Below are 15,177 nucleotides of genomic sequence, written 5' to 3'. Positions count from 1 at the left end.
ATCTGAGCAGGTCAGAGGGTTGCTTTGTAGGCAAGTGCGTAGGCGATCTTGCCCGGCTTGTCGTCTGTGTACGGCTTGGACAGCTTTGCGAACTCGCCCTTGGACTCGGCTTTGCCGTCGTTCCAGGCCGACAGGACGCCAAGATCGGTGGCAGTGAATCCGCTGTCGACGACGGCATCGCCCGTCAACGCTGTCTGTGCTTTGGTCACCGACTTCACGGTGCCCAGGTAGCTGGAGAGATCATCGCGATTCCAGTTGGTGAGGTCGACGGGCGCGGTGTCGCGGACCCAGGCGCCCCAGTAGAACTCCTGGAACGGAATCGTGCCTGCGGCGAATCCGATGTCGCGGGAGAAGTACATCAAGCTGCGGTACTTGTCGTCGGCGAAGTTGGCCAGGCCGACGCTCTTCGGCAGAGCCTGGACCGGTACCTGGTTTCCGTCGACGTCACGCGACCAGACCCACTTGTTCTTTTCCATCTCGGTCCAGAAGGCGCCTTCACTCAGGCCACTGAGGTTGCCGAGAACCCGCAGTCGCACGTGCAGGTCGGGGCCTCCGTCGGCCGTCTCGATGAAGGACGTGAGGGTGTGGTGACCGTCGGTCAGGTAGAGATCGCCGCGGGGTCCGACGACCACGGTCTTCATGGGCGCGATGCTCTCCGCGGTTTCCTGACCCACCGGGAGCTGGCAGGTGAAGGACGACGGGTCCTTCAGCGTCGACGCCGCAGTAGCGGTCGCGGCCTGGATCTGACCGTTCGCCTCACACCAGTCGTCGAACTTCTTGTTGATCGTGTCTTTTCCGAGCGTGTATCGCCCGAGCTTGTAGTACACCTCGTCGTAGCCGAGTGACGGTTGTGTCGCGTGAACGTCGCCGATGCGCACGTCCAGGAGATCACCTTCCTTGGCGCACAGGTACTCCGATCCGCCGGCGGAGCCTGAGAACGAACCGGTGGAGATTCCGCCACACGCGAGGGGAGCGGCGACAGCGGGAGTGCTGACCAATGTTCCGGCGCCGAGCAGTGCCAGTGTTGTGAGTGCCGAGATGGCGGAACGACGCATGTGGGGATCTCTCCTGATGATGGGTTCGCACGTGAAGAAGCTTGCGTCACAATCGCTCAGGGTGGTTTCGGACTTACTGACAACAGACGTCCGCGCGGTGGCTACCACGTGAATTCACGTCGTAACCACCGCGCGGTGAGCCTGTTGGTTGATCAGCCCTGCAGTTGATCAGCCTTGCAATTGATCAGCCCTTGTAGTTGTAGAAGCCCTCGCCGACAGCAACGCCGAGCTTGCCCTCGTCGATGTAGTTCTTCTTGATGTAGTCGGCGAATTCGCGCTGCTTCTCGCCGCCCTGGGAGGAGATGTTGTAGACGGTGGTCAACCCGACGACGTCCATGATCTGGAAGGGGCCGAACGGGGCTCCGGTGCCGATACGCCACGTCTTGTCGACCATGTCGGGATCGGCGATGCCGTCGATCAGCAGGTCGGAGGCCGCGTTGAGGAGCGGGACCAGGAGCGAGTTGAGTACGTAGCCCGCCTTCTCCTTCTTGAGTTCGATCGGCACCATGCCGATGTTCTTCGCGAACTCGACGACCTCGCGGTACACGGCGGGGTCGGTGGACTCGGTGCCCATGACCTCGGCAGTGTTGTTGACCCACACGTGATTTGCGAAGTGCAGTGCGAGGAACTTCTCGGGGCGGCCGGTGAACTCCTTGAGATCGCTCGGCAGCAGCGTCGAGGAGTTGGTAGCGAACACCGTGTGCTCAGGAGCAACCGTGGCAAGCTTCTCGTAGGTGTCGCGCTTGATGGCGATGTCCTCGGGAATTGCCTCGATGACCAGGTCGGCCTTGGCGACGGCTTCGCCTAGATCGTACGAGTACGTAATACGTTGCAGCGCTTCGTCAGCCTTGCCTTCCTTGGCACCCTCGACGTTCTCGGCCTTGTAGGCCGCGGCCAACGAGTCGAACCGAGCCTTGGCCTCTTCGATGACCTCGGCGTTGATGTCGTACGCGACGACGTCGAAGCCGTGATAGGCGGCCTGATAGGCGATCTGTGAGCCGAGAACTCCGGTACCCAGAACGGTGATCTGCTTCAGTTCAGTCATTTTCGATCCTCAATCCTATTCGGTGGGTAGTCCGGCAAGCGTCAATCGGACCTGTGCGGCAACGATGTTCGTGAGTTCGTCAGCCGTGATCCGGTCCAATGCCGCGCGGGCTATTTCGAAGTGCAGCACGTTGGAAATCGTTCGCGCTGCAGTGGTGGTTCGGGTGGTGTGGTGGGGGTGTGCCTCGTGCAAGATTTGCGCAATCCGCGTTTGCAGGCGCTGCGAGAGTTCCAGGCCTTCGGCCCGGAAACACTCGCTGGGCTCACCGAACAACACCTCGCGTTGGTAGATGCCGGTGTTCTCGTCGCTTCGGCGACTTGCGATCAGCAGGGGTGAAACCAGCTCGAGCACACGATCTTCTGTGCCGGTCGACTTGGCTTCACACTCTTCTCCCAATTCGATCTGCTTGCGGTATTCCGCGTTGTACACCATGAGCAGCAACTCGGCTTTGCTTGCGGCGTAACGAAAGAGAGTGCCGCCGGCTACATCGGCGCGGTCGGCAATTTCTTGAGTTGTGACTGCGCTGTAGCCCTTTTCCGCGAACAGTTCGGCAGCGGCGTCGAAGATGCGTGTCTGCTTCTCGAGTTTGTTGCGTTCGCGACGGCCCAGCTCTTGGTCCGGCTTCGTCATCCCGCTCACCTCGTTCCATTTCGGATCACGCTCATAAATGAGTCTACTCCGAAATATCGGGAGGGTGGAGTCTCCTCCGTCACATCACCGCAGTCCGCTGACCCAACCGGCGAACACGTCTGAGAACACGTCCGCTTCGCACGCATGCGCCGATTCGGGATAGGCGCACTCTGGGTATCCGGCGACGACGGCGGCAAGTTCGACGTTGCAACACTGCGCCAAGAGGCCACGCAGGAGATCCGCAACCGACCAACCCGCGACGGATACCGCAGGGATTCCCTCTTCCTCGTACACCTTCACCAGATCGGCGTGCCTCCAGGACAATTCCTCGGCCACCAGTGCATCAGGGTTGAAAGACATGGCGCGGTCGAGTGATCCGCGCAGAAGTGAGTGCGGATCGTCCTCGCCGCGAAGCCTGGTCGCGAGGTCCGCCGGCGCCTTCTGCATGACGAACATCCAAGGTTTGCCGTCGGGAAAGACTCCACCGAAGCCTGCCACGTTGAACGGTAGGTGGCTACTGAGAAAATCGGTCTCCACGTCGACGTGTTGATCGTCGCCCAGATGAATGAAGTGGCCGGAGGCAATTTCCTCGCCCATTGCCGGCTCAGCCCATGTGTTGTTCCACAGATCGGTCATCCGACTGCCTTCGGGAAAATCGAGAACCTCGAAGAGAAAACCCATGTCTCTACAACTCCCCGTCGAAGTGGGTGGTTACTCCACCGGTCAGTCGAGAAACCGTCTGCGCCGAGGTCGCGAGGACGACTCGGCTTGTCTCGAAGGTCATCTCGTCGCGTTCGGTGTCCTCCGATTCGGGATCTTCGGCGAGTGAGAAGTCGAGTTCCACCTCTCGATCGGTGCTGGAACAGACCGAGATCATCAGCCCGAGTCGTTCGTCGGTGAACGCCGGAAGCGATTTCTCGGGATGGAAGTCTGCGGCCGCGTGAAAGAAGAACGCCGCCAGCCGTTCGACGAATCCGTCGTCCGTATGTCGGCTGAGATACTGATTGAAGCGGTCGGGGCTGAGCAGCCCGACGTCGAAAACGAGTGTGGGTACGTCGGATTCGAAGACAGTGGCGGGAACCGCATGACTGCGAAGGAAGACTGCGGCGCCGCCGTATCCCGGCAACCTGAACCCATCACGCATCTGGTGTACTCCCGTCGCAGTGGTGTCCTGTCCACGCTAGGCCATTGCTCGGCCGCGTGCTGCCTACTCGAGTAGGCAGCTTGATGGAAGAATCACCGCCTATGACTGCTGTCCTGTACCCGCCCGTCGAGCCGTACGAGTCGGGGCTGTTGGAAGTGGCGGACGGTCAGAGTCTCTACTGGGAGACAGTCGGCAATCCGGCGGGCATTCCGGTTCTCTACCTACACGGCGGTCCTGGTTCGGGATGCACTGTCGGCGCCAGGCGTTTCTTCGATCCCGAAGTCTTTCGCGCAGTTCTGTTCGATCAGCGAGGCTGTGGGCGCAGTCTTCCGCTAGCGAGCAGTCCGGACGTCGATCTGACCGTGAACACCACGGCGCACATTGTGGAAGACATCGAGCGTCTTCGTGAGCATCTCGGTATCGAGCGATGGATCGTCACGGGACTTTCCTGGGGCGTGAGTTTGGGTCTGGTGTACGCGCAGGCGTTTCCCGCGCGGGTGCAAGCGATGGCCCTGGGCGCGATCACCGGCGGGACGAGGGTCGAAATCGAGTGGATCACCCGTGCCATGGGCCGGGTATTTCCGCGTGAATGGGAGGAGTTCGTGGCGCCGTTGCCGGTGGACGAGCGTGACGGAAACCTCCCCGCGGCGTACGCGCGACTGCTTGCCGATCCGGATCCTGTTGTGCGCGAGAATGCCGCGTTGCAGTGGTGCCGTTGGGAAGACGTGCACGTGTCGCTGATGCCGGGGTGGACTCCGAGTGTTCGATACCAGAATCCGGACTTCCGCCGGGTGATGACCAGGCTGGTCACGCATTACTGGGGTAACGACTGCTTCCTGGCGCCGAATCAGATATTGGACGGAATGGACCGTCTCGCTGAGATTCCCGCGATTCTCGTGCACGGACGGTATGACATTTCCGGGCCACTCGACACTGCCTGGGCGATCCACCGGCGTTGGCCGGGTAGTGAGTTGGTGGTACTCGACGGCGCCGGGCATGGCGGCAGCGGATTCAACGAGGCAATCGTGGAAGCGCTGAATTCACTGGCTCATTCGGCCTGATCGAGTGCCCCGGCGCGGGCCGCAGCGAGCGCGCCGGCAGCAGCACGATCGGCAACCGACTGGTCGACCGGTAGATCGGCGACCAGCAGGCGATAGTAGATGGGTGCGGCGACGGCCGCCAGAAGATCAGCGGCCGAGACCTTCTCGGAGATCTCCCCGCGCTCGACTGCTCGGCGAACGACGATGTCTGCCAGTTCGTAACGTGCGGAATAGAACTCGCGCTTGAGTCTCGCGACCTCGGGCGTGCGGACCGCATCGGAGAACAGTGCAGCCACCAACGCGCCGCCTGACTCGCTGGTCACCAGTGCGACTATCGATCTGGCCATCTCGCGCAGATCGGATTCGATGGAACCGGTATCCGGGATGGGAACGGTGGTTGCCGATACCTCGACGGCCGCGTCGGCCACCAGTTGGGACAGCGTGCTCCATCGCCGGTAGATCGTGGTCTTGTGGACTCCGGAGCGGGTGGCTATGTCCTCGATGGTCATCGCGGCGAATCCGCGTTCGGACAATTCGGCCGCCGTGGCTGCCAGGACGGCCTCGCGCACCCTGGCACTACGCCCTCCGGGCCGTTGTGGTGTCGAAGTCATAAGCCAACCTTATCGCAACAAGGTGTTGTGTTAGCTGGAGGCACGTGGTTCACTGAGCTAATGCAACTGATCGTTGCATTAGAGATGAATTGAGGGGTGTTTTCCCATGTCATACGAATTTCCTGTCGATCGCCGAGGTCTCTTCGAAGAGCGCGCAGGACAGTTTCTGAGCTTCGGGCTCCCCGTCTCGGATCTCGAGGAACTGCGCGCGTCCATCCACTCGACCTGGGCCGACGCGCCGGGTGGTTGGTCGTACGAGTGGTCGGCGTTGGCAGCAAAGTACTCCGCCGACGGCAATCATTCACTCGCGGCGATGATCTACGGAATCGCCAAGTTCCCCGTCCTGGCCAACGATTCGCGGCGCCGGGCCCTGCAGAATCAGGTGGACGAATACGTCAAGGCAGCACCGGGATTCGGGCTCGAGTTCGAGCGTCGAATCCTGTCCCTGCCCTACCGATCCGGCGAGATCGAGCTACCGGTACACATTCTCTCCGTGGACGGAAGGTACGAGGATGCACCCGCCCTGTTGCTCAGCGGCGGCGTCGACGGCTGGAAGATGGACATGCATCCGTTGGTCAGTGCGTTCGCGAAGAACGCCGGAGTGACTGTTGTTGCTTTCGACCAGCCGGGAACTGGTGAATCACCGGTTCCTCTCGACGCTTTCGGTGACGAGGTGATCGACGGACTGGTGGCGACGGCTCGCGCCCTCGGCAATGGCCAGGTGGCACACCTGGGAGTCTCCTTCGGTGGCAACTTCGCCGTGCGGTCGGGGTTGACCGGCGCCGTCGATGCGGTGATCAACATCGGCGCCCCGGTCAAGGGCGCGTTCGAGACCGCGAACGCGGAGCGCCTGGTCTACGGCATGGGTGACATCGTCGGAAACGCACTGGGTTTCGATGCACCGGCAACCAAAGAGGCGCTGGTACAGGGTCTGCGTGCTTTCGATCGCAGTGTCTTGATGACCGCCGACGACGGCCGGACCCCGATGCTTGTGGTCAACGGGGCCGACGACGTTCACATCCCGCTCTCCGACACCACTCTCTTCGAGGAGCGCCCGAACACGCAGGTACACGTCATCCCGGATGCGGGGCACTGCGCAGTGACCAAGCTGCCCGAGTTGACGCCGATGATGATCGAGTGGCTACGAGATGCCCTGTCAGGAACCGCTCCACGAACCGGTCGATGATCCGCCGCCGAAGCTGGCAAAACGATACGTCGCAAGAACGGCCTTGTGATCGGTCGGCCACGGCGTCGGTGAAGCGATGAAGTTGTCCTGGGAGTTCTCCTCCACTCTTTTGTTGTGCACGATCGTCTTTCGCGGGCCGATGATCCCGACGGATCCCAGCTTCAGGTCGGAAGCGCGGTCGGCGAAGATGTAGTCGATCCGATCGCGTTCGTCTGCCTCGGGTGCCCAGGTGAGCTGTGAGGTGTCGACGTCGGGATTGTCGGACGGCCAGGTGAAGCCCGGGTGTGTGGCCGGGTTCGGGTACTTACTGCGGTAAGCGTCGACGAATCCGGCTTGGTCGAGCAGGCGGGTGGATTCCCAAGGAACGACTACACCGTTGTGGTCGAACAGATTTCGCGTGCTGTCGGTCCAATCCAGGGCCGACGGTTCGTTGAAATCGCCACCGAGGATGACGGATCTGCCCTTGGCCCGTTCTTTTGCCGCATCGTCGACGAACGTCGAAATTGCCTTGGGTCGTCCCGAATTGATGTTCACACGCTGAACCGTCTCGGGGTCCGTGACCGGACCGGACGGCATCTTGTTCCAACCGAACTCGGAGAACTCTCCGGGCTTGGGAACACCCGCGCCGTATCCGCGCGGTAGATACGTCGCGTAGGACGTGTAGGCCAGATGTGCCGAGTAGGCGGCGATTTGTTTGCCGTCGACCGTCACGACTGCCTTGATCATCGAGTTCAGGTCGGCTGTTTCCTCGATCGGAAACTTGGAGAGAATCCCCACGTCGGAGGACGCTGCTCCGTAGAAGGTGGTTCCTGATTTGGTCAGCATGTCCGCCAATGCAGTTGTCGCAGTGCCGGCTTCCGACAGGAGTACTATCGACGCCTGTGTCGAGATGATCATGTCGGCGATCAGCTGCAGGCCACCGTTGATCTTGGTTCCGCCGTGCCAGGTGTTGAGGGAGAGCACTTTGATCTCCTGCGCGGGGCTCGCCCCCGCGACGGAGGTATTGGCACCCAATGTAAATGCGCTCGCGGTGACTGTGCCCGCGGCTACCGCCATCGCCTTGACCATCTGGCGGCGCGTCAATCCATTCATCAAATCCTGGCTCTCGTTGTCGTGTGCTCGAACCCCCGGAAGATGATTACCATCGCTACCTAAACGGACAGTTAACCAATTGTAAAATGGCAGATTTCCACAGAACGCCGTGCGGGCAATAGTCTTCTGATCGTGGTACTCAGTGAGCGTTTCCCCGGTAACAAGACCTTCGCAAAGGTTCGTGTCCTGCCGCCGGTGGTGAAGCTGCTCCTCCTCTCGATGGTGCTGTTCAACATCGGGTTCTATCTGGTTGTCCCCTTTCTGGCGGTGCACCTTTCGGAGGACCTCGGATTTGCGGCCTGGATTGTCGGCCTCGTCCTCGGATTGCGGATGTTCAGTCAGCAGGGCATGTTCTTCATCGGTGGAAGCCTCGCCGACAGGTTCGGCAAGCGTCCGATCATCCTGCTGGGCATAGCCGTTCGTGTAGTCGGTTTTCTGATGCTCGGTCTGGCAGAAAGCATGAGCGCCGTGATCGTCGGCGTGCTCCTGGTCGGCTTTGCTGCCGCGCTCTTCGCGCCCGCAGTGGAGTCGGCCAACGCGGAGTACGGACGCGAACTCGAGTCCGCCGGAGTTATGCGTCGTACCGATTTGTTTGCAGTGGAACAGATGTGCAGCCGCCTGGGAACAGTGATCGGTCCGGCGCTGGGAGCTGCTCTCCTGATGTTTCCGTTCTCGTGGACGGCGTCGAGCGCCGCGTTGCTCTTCGCGATCATGTGGGTCGGGTTCTTCATCTGGTTCCCCCGACCGGGCGATGCCCACGACGGCCCGGTGTCGACCTATACGCTGCGCGACGTCTGGCGAAGCGTCCTGACCAACAACAACTTTCTGCTCTTCGCGACGCTCTGCAGTTTTCAGCTGGTTGCGTACAGCCAGCTGTACCTGATGCTTCCGGAACAGCTCGAGCGCGGAATCGGTTCGCAGTCGGCGCTGGGATGGTTCTACGTGGGCGCGGCGGTGTTGGTGATCGTCGGGCAGGGACCGACGGTCGCGGTTGCCCACCGCATCGGGCATCGGCGCGCGATCACCTTCGGGCTTGTGCTCATTTCGGTGTCGTTCCTGGTTCCGCTGGTCACCGGCGTCGACTCCGCAGCTTCGGCGTCGACGCAGATAGTCGGTCTGGCGGTGTGGATCGGGCTGCTGCACCTGGGACAGATGTTGATGGTGCCGCCGATGCGAGACACCATCGCGATCCTCGGTCGTGAAAGCAACCTCGGAGCGCACTTCGGCATGCTCAACACGATCGGCGGTCTGCTCGCGCTCCTGGGAACCGTGGGAGTCGGATTCGTGTACGACCTCGTCGACAACGGCCACGCAGCGCCGGCGTCACCATGGGTGATCGTTGCGCTCTGCGTGGCCGTGTCGGCTGTGGTGTTGTGGGTGTGGTCAGGCCGAACGAAAGTTATCGACCAGCGATCGTCTGATTGATCTTTGCGACGAAATCTTCCAGCACAAACGGAATGGTGAGTGGGTTCGGCATGGACACCGCGTCACTGACGATGGGGTCCAAGCTGATCAGGCCTCCGGTCTCGACCACGTTCAGATTGGTGAACGCCGGCTGCGACTCCATCTCGGCGCGAGCCTTCTCGTAGTTGTCGAAGAGCAGGTAGTCGCACTCGAGGAGGTCGTAGTTCTCGGCGGAGATCTCGTAGTTCAGCTTGCCCGCGAACCGATCCTTCAGTGCGGCAGGCGCCGTGAATCCCAATTGCGTGAGCAGCTGAGCCCGCGCTGCCTCGGGGCTGAACGCTCGCAGATTTCCGTCGCTCCAGCGAATGACGAGAGCTGCTGTCTTGCCTTCGAACTGGGGGTTCTCCGCGCGGGTGCGAACGATGAGGTCTTCGACTTCCTGGACCTCCTTCTTTGCCTGCGCGGGAACGCCCACAGCCGTACCGATGCGGGTCGTGACTTCCTGCCAGGGCAGAACCCAATCCGTCTGATCGGCGGCGTGCAGCACCGTCGGCGCGATGGCGCTGAGCTGCTTGTACAGATCCTCGTCGATCGCGTTGTTGACGGCGATGATCAGGTCAGGCGCTGCAGCCACGATCGTTTCGATGTCGAAATCGGTGGTGGCGTTGGCCAATGGCGTCGGCTCGGCGCCCTGGACTGCGGAGTCGGCCCAGACGCCGATTCCGTCGTCGGTCGATCCCTTCCACACCGGGACCAGGACGGGCGTCAGCCCGAGGGAAAGCAAAACGTCCGCGTCGCCGATACCGACCGCTGCGATGCGGCTGGGTGCCTGCTCGATGGTGGTGGAGCCGAACTTGTGGTCGATCGTCACCGGGAAGGCGTTGGCCTCGGCGTGAGCACCTTCGGTGCCGGGAGTGGATTCGTCCTTCGCACTGTCGCCGCAGGCAGCAAGGGCGAAACCGGCTGCTGTTGCGAAAGTGACGGACAGCATGGCACGGCGGCTCAACATAGGGTTCACGGCAACCTCGGGTTTCATGGTTATGGGACCCTAACCATAGTGGAGTTGCTGTGTCGGCAGTGTTTGTTAACCTCCGCCCATGACGGCGGTTCTCGACTACACATCAGCAGGACCGTTCACCCGCATCGACGGGGTGGACATGCTCGCCCTCGAGTCGCTCCCCACCGACCCCATGCAAATATGCCGGGTAGTGCCGTACCTGGTGGTCCAACCCACCGATGCTCAGTCGCTGAATCTGCCTGCCGACCGATTCGACGAAAACCAGATCCGGCCGGCAAGCGTTCTGCTTCAACGCCTGCTTGCGCTCGATCCGGCACCGGTGACCTCCGCCCGAGAACCCGACAAGCGGCTCGTCGGAACCTGTCGGCACTTTGCTGTTTCGAGTTGTGCGTTTCTGCGCTATCGCGGAATTGCCGCTCGCGTCCGCTGTGGTTTTGCCACCTACTTTCAACCGGGACAGGGCGTGGACCACTGGATCACCGAGTACTGGGACGACGCCGGCAAGCGGTGGATCCGCATCGATTCGGAGATCCTCGGACAAAACGTCCTTCCTCGCGCCCATGATCTGCAGCCGGGAGAATTCCTCAGTGGTGGTGAGGCGTGGCTGGCGTATCGACGCGGCGTGATCGACGGGTCCCAGTTCGGGGTGTACGGCACCGAGAACTGGGGGCCGGCCGAGATCCGCGGCAACGCAGTGAAGGATCTTGCCGCGATGAACAAGGTCGAAACTCTGCCGTGGGACGAGTGGGGTCGTATGACGGACGCCTACGACGGAAAGACAGGCGCCGACTACGACCTACTGTTGGACGATGTCGCCGCGGTGTGCGCCGCCGACGATCCCGTTGCCGTGCGAGCACTGTACGAGCACGATGACTTGCGCGTGCCGGACAAGCTGATTCGTTTCTGAGATGCTGGTGCGATGAATCCGGAGCATCGCCAACTCGATTACGGACTTCGATTCGACTGGGGGTTGCGCGGCGCCGAAGCGGTTGCTGCCGGCGTCGATGTGGCAGTGGTGGTAGACGTTCTCTCGTTCACGACGACGCTGAGCGTTGCCGCCGACGCGGGAATCGACGTACTTCCCTTTTCCTGGAATGACGAGAGTGCGGTCGACTACGCGCGTGATGCCGATGCGGTTCTGGCTGTACGGCGAAGTGTGGCCAGAGAGGGTCAGATCAGTCTGTCTCCCAAGACGATTCGCGAGACCGAGGCGCCAAGTCGGCTGGTGCTGCCGTCTCCGAACGGGTCGACTATCGCGTTTGCGTTGGCGTCCGAGGTTGCGGTGTGTGTCGGCGCTTCCTTGAGGAACGCTTATGCCGTCGCGGATTGGATTGTGCACGAACATGGTCCGGGATCGCGGGTTGCGATAGTCGCATCCGGGGAGAAGTGGCCCGGTGGAGAGTTGCGCCCGGCGGTGGAGGATCTGTGGGGTGCCGGTGCGGTTGTCACGGCGCTGACCGCTGCTGGTTGGGACGGCCACGTATCGCCCGAGGCTCGGATGGCGGCGGATGCGTGGGCGGCGGTGGCGGATTCGTACGAGGACCGCCTGCGGGACTGTGCCTCAGGACGTGAGTTGATCGCCATGGGGTTTCCACACGACGTCGCCATCGCCTCGGAACTCGACGACAGCGACACCGTACCTGTTCTCGAAGATCGTGTGTTTCGAGGTCAGCGCACCGGGCGTCGGTTGAACAAACTCCGTGCCCAGAGGTAGGAGAGGAAGGTGATTGCGACGCACCATCCGATCGCGAGTATCGCGTTGTTTCCGATGGCTTCGCCGAGAAGAAGTCCTCGAAGAGTCTCGATGATCGGAGTGAACGGCTGATACTCGGCGAACCATCGCAACACGGTCGGCATCGAGTCGGTGGGGACAAAGCCGCTTCCCAGGAACGGCAAGAGGATCAACACCATTGGAAGGTTGCTGGCCGTCTCGACACTCTTGCTGACGAGGCCGAAGGCGACCGACAACCAGATCATGGCGATGGAGACCGAGACGAGGAGTGCAAACGTCGCGGCCCACTCCACGAAGCCTGCAGTGGGCCGGAAGCCGACGGCTATCGCTACGGCGATGACGACAACGAGGCTCACGATCGTCTGAAGGAGGCTGCCGAGAACGTGACCGGTCAGGACGGACGTGCGCGTGATCGCCATCGTTCGGAATCGTGCAATGATCCCGGCGGTCATATCGGTTGCGACGGAGATGGCAGTACCTTGTGCCGCTGATGCCACGGTCATCAGAATAATCGCCGGTGCAACGTAATTGACATACTCGGCTCGGCCGCCACCGCCGGGGCCGAGGCCGTTCCCGAGCGTTCCGCCGAGCACGTAGACGAACAGCAGTAGGAAAACGACTGGCATTCCGACGAGCATCACCGTCATCGACGGATATCGAAGGATGTGTCGAATGCTGCGACGCAGCATGGTTTTCGAGTCCTGATAGGCAAGCGTCATGGTGGTCATCGCGCGTCGGTCCTTTCGGTGGCGGTCAGAGTCAGGAACACGTCGTCCAGGTCGGGTGTGTGCACGGAGAGTTCCTTGACGTCGATCGAGTGAGCGTCGAGTTGGTCGAGAAGAGAGCGCAGCGAGCGGACACCCCCGTCGCTGGGGACCTGGAGGACGTAGGCGGCATCGTCACGTGATGATTCGTCGAAAACAGCTGCAGCAGAATCGAGCTGATCTCGGTCGAAGAAGTGAAGACGAATGTGGCCGCCGGGGATGTGCCGTTTGAGTTCCGCTGCCGTACCTTGGGCGACGATCCGTCCCTGATCGAGGACGGCGATGTGGTCGGCCAGTTGATCAGCTTCCTCGAGGTACTGGGTCGTGAGGAAGATGGTGACACCGCCCTCGACCAACTCCCGGATGATCTGCCACATGGTGCGTCGGCTTCGGGGGTCGAGGCCGGTGGTGGGCTCGTCCAGGAAGATGATCTCCGGTCGTCCGATCAACGTCATTGCCAGGTCGAGCCGTCGACGCATGCCGCCCGAGTAGGTCGACGCCAGCTTGTCCGCGGAGTCGATCAGATCGAACTTCTTCAGGAGTTCTTCAGTGCGCGTTCGACGTTCGTCCTTGCCGAGATGGTGCAGGTCGGCCATGAGGAGAAGGTTTTCCTCACCGGACAGATAGTCGTCGACCGCTGAGAACTGCCCGGTGACGCCGATGCGCGAACGCACCGCGTCGGGATCGTCGGAAGGGTTGTACCCGGCGATGCGGATGTTGCCGCCGTCTGCCGGAACGAGGGTCGAGAGAATTTCCACGATGGTGGTCTTGCCGGCGCCGTTGGGGCCGAGGAGCGCAAAGACGGTTCCGCGGTCGACGGAGATGTCGATTCCGTCCAGTACCGTCTTGTCGTCGTAGGCCTTCTTCAGGCCCGTCGCGGTGATGGCTGGTTTACGGGACATCAGCGTTCCTTTCGCTAGATCTTCTTGTTGGATTCTTCTCGAGGCTCCGAACGTCGAATGACGATGTCGCCGTAACTGGTTTGTGCCCGGACGTCTACCCGGCGTTCAGTGGAAGCCGGACCGTGCGTGGCATTCATCTGGTTGTCGACGCGGCCGAAGGACGTATGAGCGTCGAATCGTGCGGCGGTTCCGGATCGAACGCCGATATGGATTCGCCCGGCGGCCGTCTTGGCGGATACGACTCCACTCTCGATGGTCTCGAAACGGATGTCGCCGTTGGCGGTTGCGGCGCTCGCGTCGGATTCGGCGTGCTCGACGGCGACACTGCCGTTGGCGGTCTTCGCCTTCAGTGCGCCGGTGATCGTGCCGATGTTGATGTCGCCGTTGGAGTTCTTGACCTCCGCGTTGCCGTCGACGCGGCCGATGCGGATGCTTCCGGACCCGGTGCTCGTGTCGATGTCACCGGCCACGTGCTCGACGATGATCGCGCCGGCCCCGGTGCTGACGTTGAGCGGCCCGGTGGTTTCCAGTGTGCAATCGCCCGCGGAAACCTTCACCCGTGATCGTCCGAGAGTGCCTTCGCTACGGAGGTTGGCAACTGCGGCAGTGCCTTCGAGTTCCGAGCCGGAGGGAAGCTGAACGGAGATGTCCACAGATCCTGTCTTCCCGAAGATGCCGAGGCCGCGCTGTTTCGGAGTCTTGATCTGCAGCCGGCCACCTGCGAATTCGACGCGCGTTTGTTCGGCGACTCGAACGTCGACCTCGCGAGACGAGTTGCTGGGCAACACTTCCACGACAGTGTCGTTGCGGCTGCTCGCCGTGATCCGGATTTGTGCGACTGCCACGTCGAAGTTCAAGGTGATGGGGTCAGGTGTGCTGAATGTAGGCATGGTGATACTCCCGATGAGGTTGTCTCGGTTGATGAAAGAGGGTGGTGCGAAAGATGAAGCCGGTGTCAGTGCACCCAGCCGCTGAAGCTTTCGGAACCTTGGGACGTGCGCTGTCTCGGAGTGCTTCTGTTCGCGCCGCCTTCCAGAGCCGTTGCAGCCGAGCGAACCAGCCACGCGTTGACGGAGATACCGGCTTCCCGGGCCGCCGCCTCGATCCGGTCTTTGAGGTCTTGCCCCAGCCGCAAGTTGATTCGAGTCATCGAGGCGTCGTCGGACTCCGTGACGGGGCGCGGTGCCGGAGTCGGGTCCTCTTCGACGGGGGCTGGAACCGGTTCACTGATGGCTGGTGCCACCACGAATTCGGGTTCGCGTCCCCGCAGGCGCAGGTCCACCGAACCCGGGGCGAGGTCACGCGTGATCTCGGCGGCTGCCGCAGACAATGCGTCGAGAAGGGTGAGTCGCACTGCTGATTCCAGCGGTGCGGTCAAACGATCGGCGAGTGCCTTTGCGTCTTCTCCGCCTGCTTCGGCCGCCACCGCGAGTTCGTGGCGAAGGTTGTCTACGTACGGTGTCAAGTCCATGGCATCACTATGGCACCACTTTGGTGCCACCGCAATAGTTTGGTGGCACATTCGTGTGAATTTGGTGAGAATTGCCAGGTCAT

Annotated in this window: 17 protein-coding genes; 5 read left to right on the top strand and 12 right to left on the bottom strand. The window is 61.7% G+C overall.

Annotated features, from left to right (window positions below; genetic code table 11):
* Positions 1-11: 11 nt before the first annotated feature.
* The 5 genes from AC1Q61_RS06425 to AC1Q61_RS06405 form a co-directional block, all read right to left on the bottom strand.
* On the bottom strand, positions 12-1,055 hold the full coding sequence (locus tag AC1Q61_RS06425; RefSeq protein WP_003942919.1) for a ParB/Srx family N-terminal domain-containing protein: 1,044 nt from the start codon (positions 1,053-1,055) through the stop codon (positions 12-14).
* A 184-nt stretch (positions 1,056-1,239) separates the two neighbouring features.
* A complete protein-coding gene (locus AC1Q61_RS06420) occupies positions 1,240-2,100 on the bottom strand; it encodes a 3-hydroxyacyl-CoA dehydrogenase (protein WP_215516166.1) in 861 nt (286 codons plus the stop codon).
* A 15-nt stretch (positions 2,101-2,115) separates the two neighbouring features.
* A complete protein-coding gene (locus AC1Q61_RS06415) occupies positions 2,116-2,730 on the bottom strand; it encodes a TetR/AcrR family transcriptional regulator (protein WP_007730330.1) in 615 nt (204 codons plus the stop codon).
* An 84-nt stretch (positions 2,731-2,814) separates the two neighbouring features.
* Entirely contained in the window at positions 2,815-3,411 is a 597-nt protein-coding gene (locus AC1Q61_RS06410; RefSeq protein ID WP_007730333.1) for a hypothetical protein, read from the bottom strand.
* 4 nt (positions 3,412-3,415) lie between these two features.
* Positions 3,416-3,874: a hypothetical protein gene (locus AC1Q61_RS06405; RefSeq protein ID WP_003942982.1), complete on the bottom strand. Its 459-nt coding sequence runs from the start codon at positions 3,872-3,874 to the stop codon at positions 3,416-3,418.
* Positions 3,875-3,975: 101 nt separating this feature from the next.
* On the opposite strand from AC1Q61_RS06405, the gene pip reads away from it, so the two are divergent.
* The gene (gene pip / locus AC1Q61_RS06400; RefSeq protein WP_007730337.1) at positions 3,976-4,935 is read left to right on the top strand and encodes a prolyl aminopeptidase; all 960 of its coding nucleotides are present in this window, start codon (positions 3,976-3,978) and stop codon (positions 4,933-4,935) included.
* Here the strand turns inward: pip and AC1Q61_RS06395 are convergent.
* Positions 4,923-5,525, bottom strand: coding sequence for a TetR/AcrR family transcriptional regulator (locus tag AC1Q61_RS06395; RefSeq protein ID WP_050655008.1), 603 nt, complete (start codon positions 5,523-5,525; stop codon positions 4,923-4,925). The two genes, pip and AC1Q61_RS06395, sit on opposite strands and share 13 nt — an antisense overlap.
* Before the next feature lie 106 nt (positions 5,526-5,631).
* On the opposite strand from AC1Q61_RS06395, the gene AC1Q61_RS06390 reads away from it, so the two are divergent.
* The gene (locus AC1Q61_RS06390) at positions 5,632-6,711 is read left to right on the top strand and encodes an alpha/beta fold hydrolase (RefSeq protein ID WP_007730347.1); all 1,080 of its coding nucleotides are present in this window, start codon (positions 5,632-5,634) and stop codon (positions 6,709-6,711) included.
* Here AC1Q61_RS06390 and AC1Q61_RS06385 read toward each other — a convergent pair.
* A complete protein-coding gene (locus tag AC1Q61_RS06385; RefSeq protein ID WP_007730349.1) occupies positions 6,682-7,803 on the bottom strand; it encodes an endonuclease/exonuclease/phosphatase family protein in 1,122 nt (373 codons plus the stop codon). The two genes, AC1Q61_RS06390 and AC1Q61_RS06385, sit on opposite strands and share 30 nt — an antisense overlap.
* Positions 7,804-7,935: 132 nt before the next feature.
* Between AC1Q61_RS06385 and AC1Q61_RS06380 the strand changes: the two genes are divergently transcribed.
* Positions 7,936-9,228: an MFS transporter gene (locus tag AC1Q61_RS06380; protein WP_007730351.1), complete on the top strand. Its 1,293-nt coding sequence runs from the start codon at positions 7,936-7,938 to the stop codon at positions 9,226-9,228.
* Here AC1Q61_RS06380 and AC1Q61_RS06375 read toward each other — a convergent pair.
* Entirely contained in the window at positions 9,203-10,216 is a 1,014-nt protein-coding gene (locus AC1Q61_RS06375; RefSeq protein ID WP_007730352.1) for an ABC transporter substrate-binding protein, read from the bottom strand. The two genes, AC1Q61_RS06380 and AC1Q61_RS06375, sit on opposite strands and share 26 nt — an antisense overlap.
* A gap of 88 nt (positions 10,217-10,304) precedes the next feature.
* On the opposite strand from AC1Q61_RS06375, the gene AC1Q61_RS06370 reads away from it, so the two are divergent.
* Complete coding sequence (locus AC1Q61_RS06370; protein WP_042925256.1) at positions 10,305-11,132, top strand: transglutaminase domain-containing protein; 828 nt, start codon at positions 10,305-10,307, stop codon at positions 11,130-11,132.
* Positions 11,133-11,144: 12 nt separating this feature from the next.
* A complete protein-coding gene (locus AC1Q61_RS06365; protein WP_007730356.1) occupies positions 11,145-11,939 on the top strand; it encodes a 2-phosphosulfolactate phosphatase in 795 nt (264 codons plus the stop codon).
* Here the strand turns inward: AC1Q61_RS06365 and AC1Q61_RS06360 are convergent.
* The 4 genes from AC1Q61_RS06360 to AC1Q61_RS06345 all read right to left on the bottom strand — a co-directional run bounded on the left by AC1Q61_RS06360 (position 11,894) and on the right by AC1Q61_RS06345 (position 15,094).
* A complete protein-coding gene (locus AC1Q61_RS06360; protein ID WP_007730359.1) occupies positions 11,894-12,685 on the bottom strand; it encodes an ABC transporter permease in 792 nt (263 codons plus the stop codon). The two genes, AC1Q61_RS06365 and AC1Q61_RS06360, sit on opposite strands and share 46 nt — an antisense overlap.
* On the bottom strand, positions 12,682-13,623 hold the full coding sequence (locus AC1Q61_RS06355; RefSeq protein WP_007730361.1) for a daunorubicin resistance protein DrrA family ABC transporter ATP-binding protein: 942 nt from the start codon (positions 13,621-13,623) through the stop codon (positions 12,682-12,684). The genes AC1Q61_RS06360 and AC1Q61_RS06355 overlap by 4 nt, the downstream gene beginning before the upstream one ends.
* 14 nt (positions 13,624-13,637) lie before the next feature.
* A complete protein-coding gene (locus AC1Q61_RS06350) occupies positions 13,638-14,513 on the bottom strand; it encodes a DUF4097 family beta strand repeat-containing protein (RefSeq protein ID WP_007730364.1) in 876 nt (291 codons plus the stop codon).
* Positions 14,514-14,578: 65 nt separating this feature from the next.
* Positions 14,579-15,094, bottom strand: coding sequence for a toxin-antitoxin system HicB family antitoxin (locus tag AC1Q61_RS06345; RefSeq protein WP_007730367.1), 516 nt, complete (start codon positions 15,092-15,094; stop codon positions 14,579-14,581).
* Positions 15,095-15,177: the final 83 nt, after the last annotated feature.

The organism is Rhodococcus sp. MPR-R1B (genome assembly GCF_058793255.1).
The sequence above is the reverse complement of the archived record's forward strand: the minus strand, read 5'-3'. Positions and strand labels throughout refer to the sequence as shown.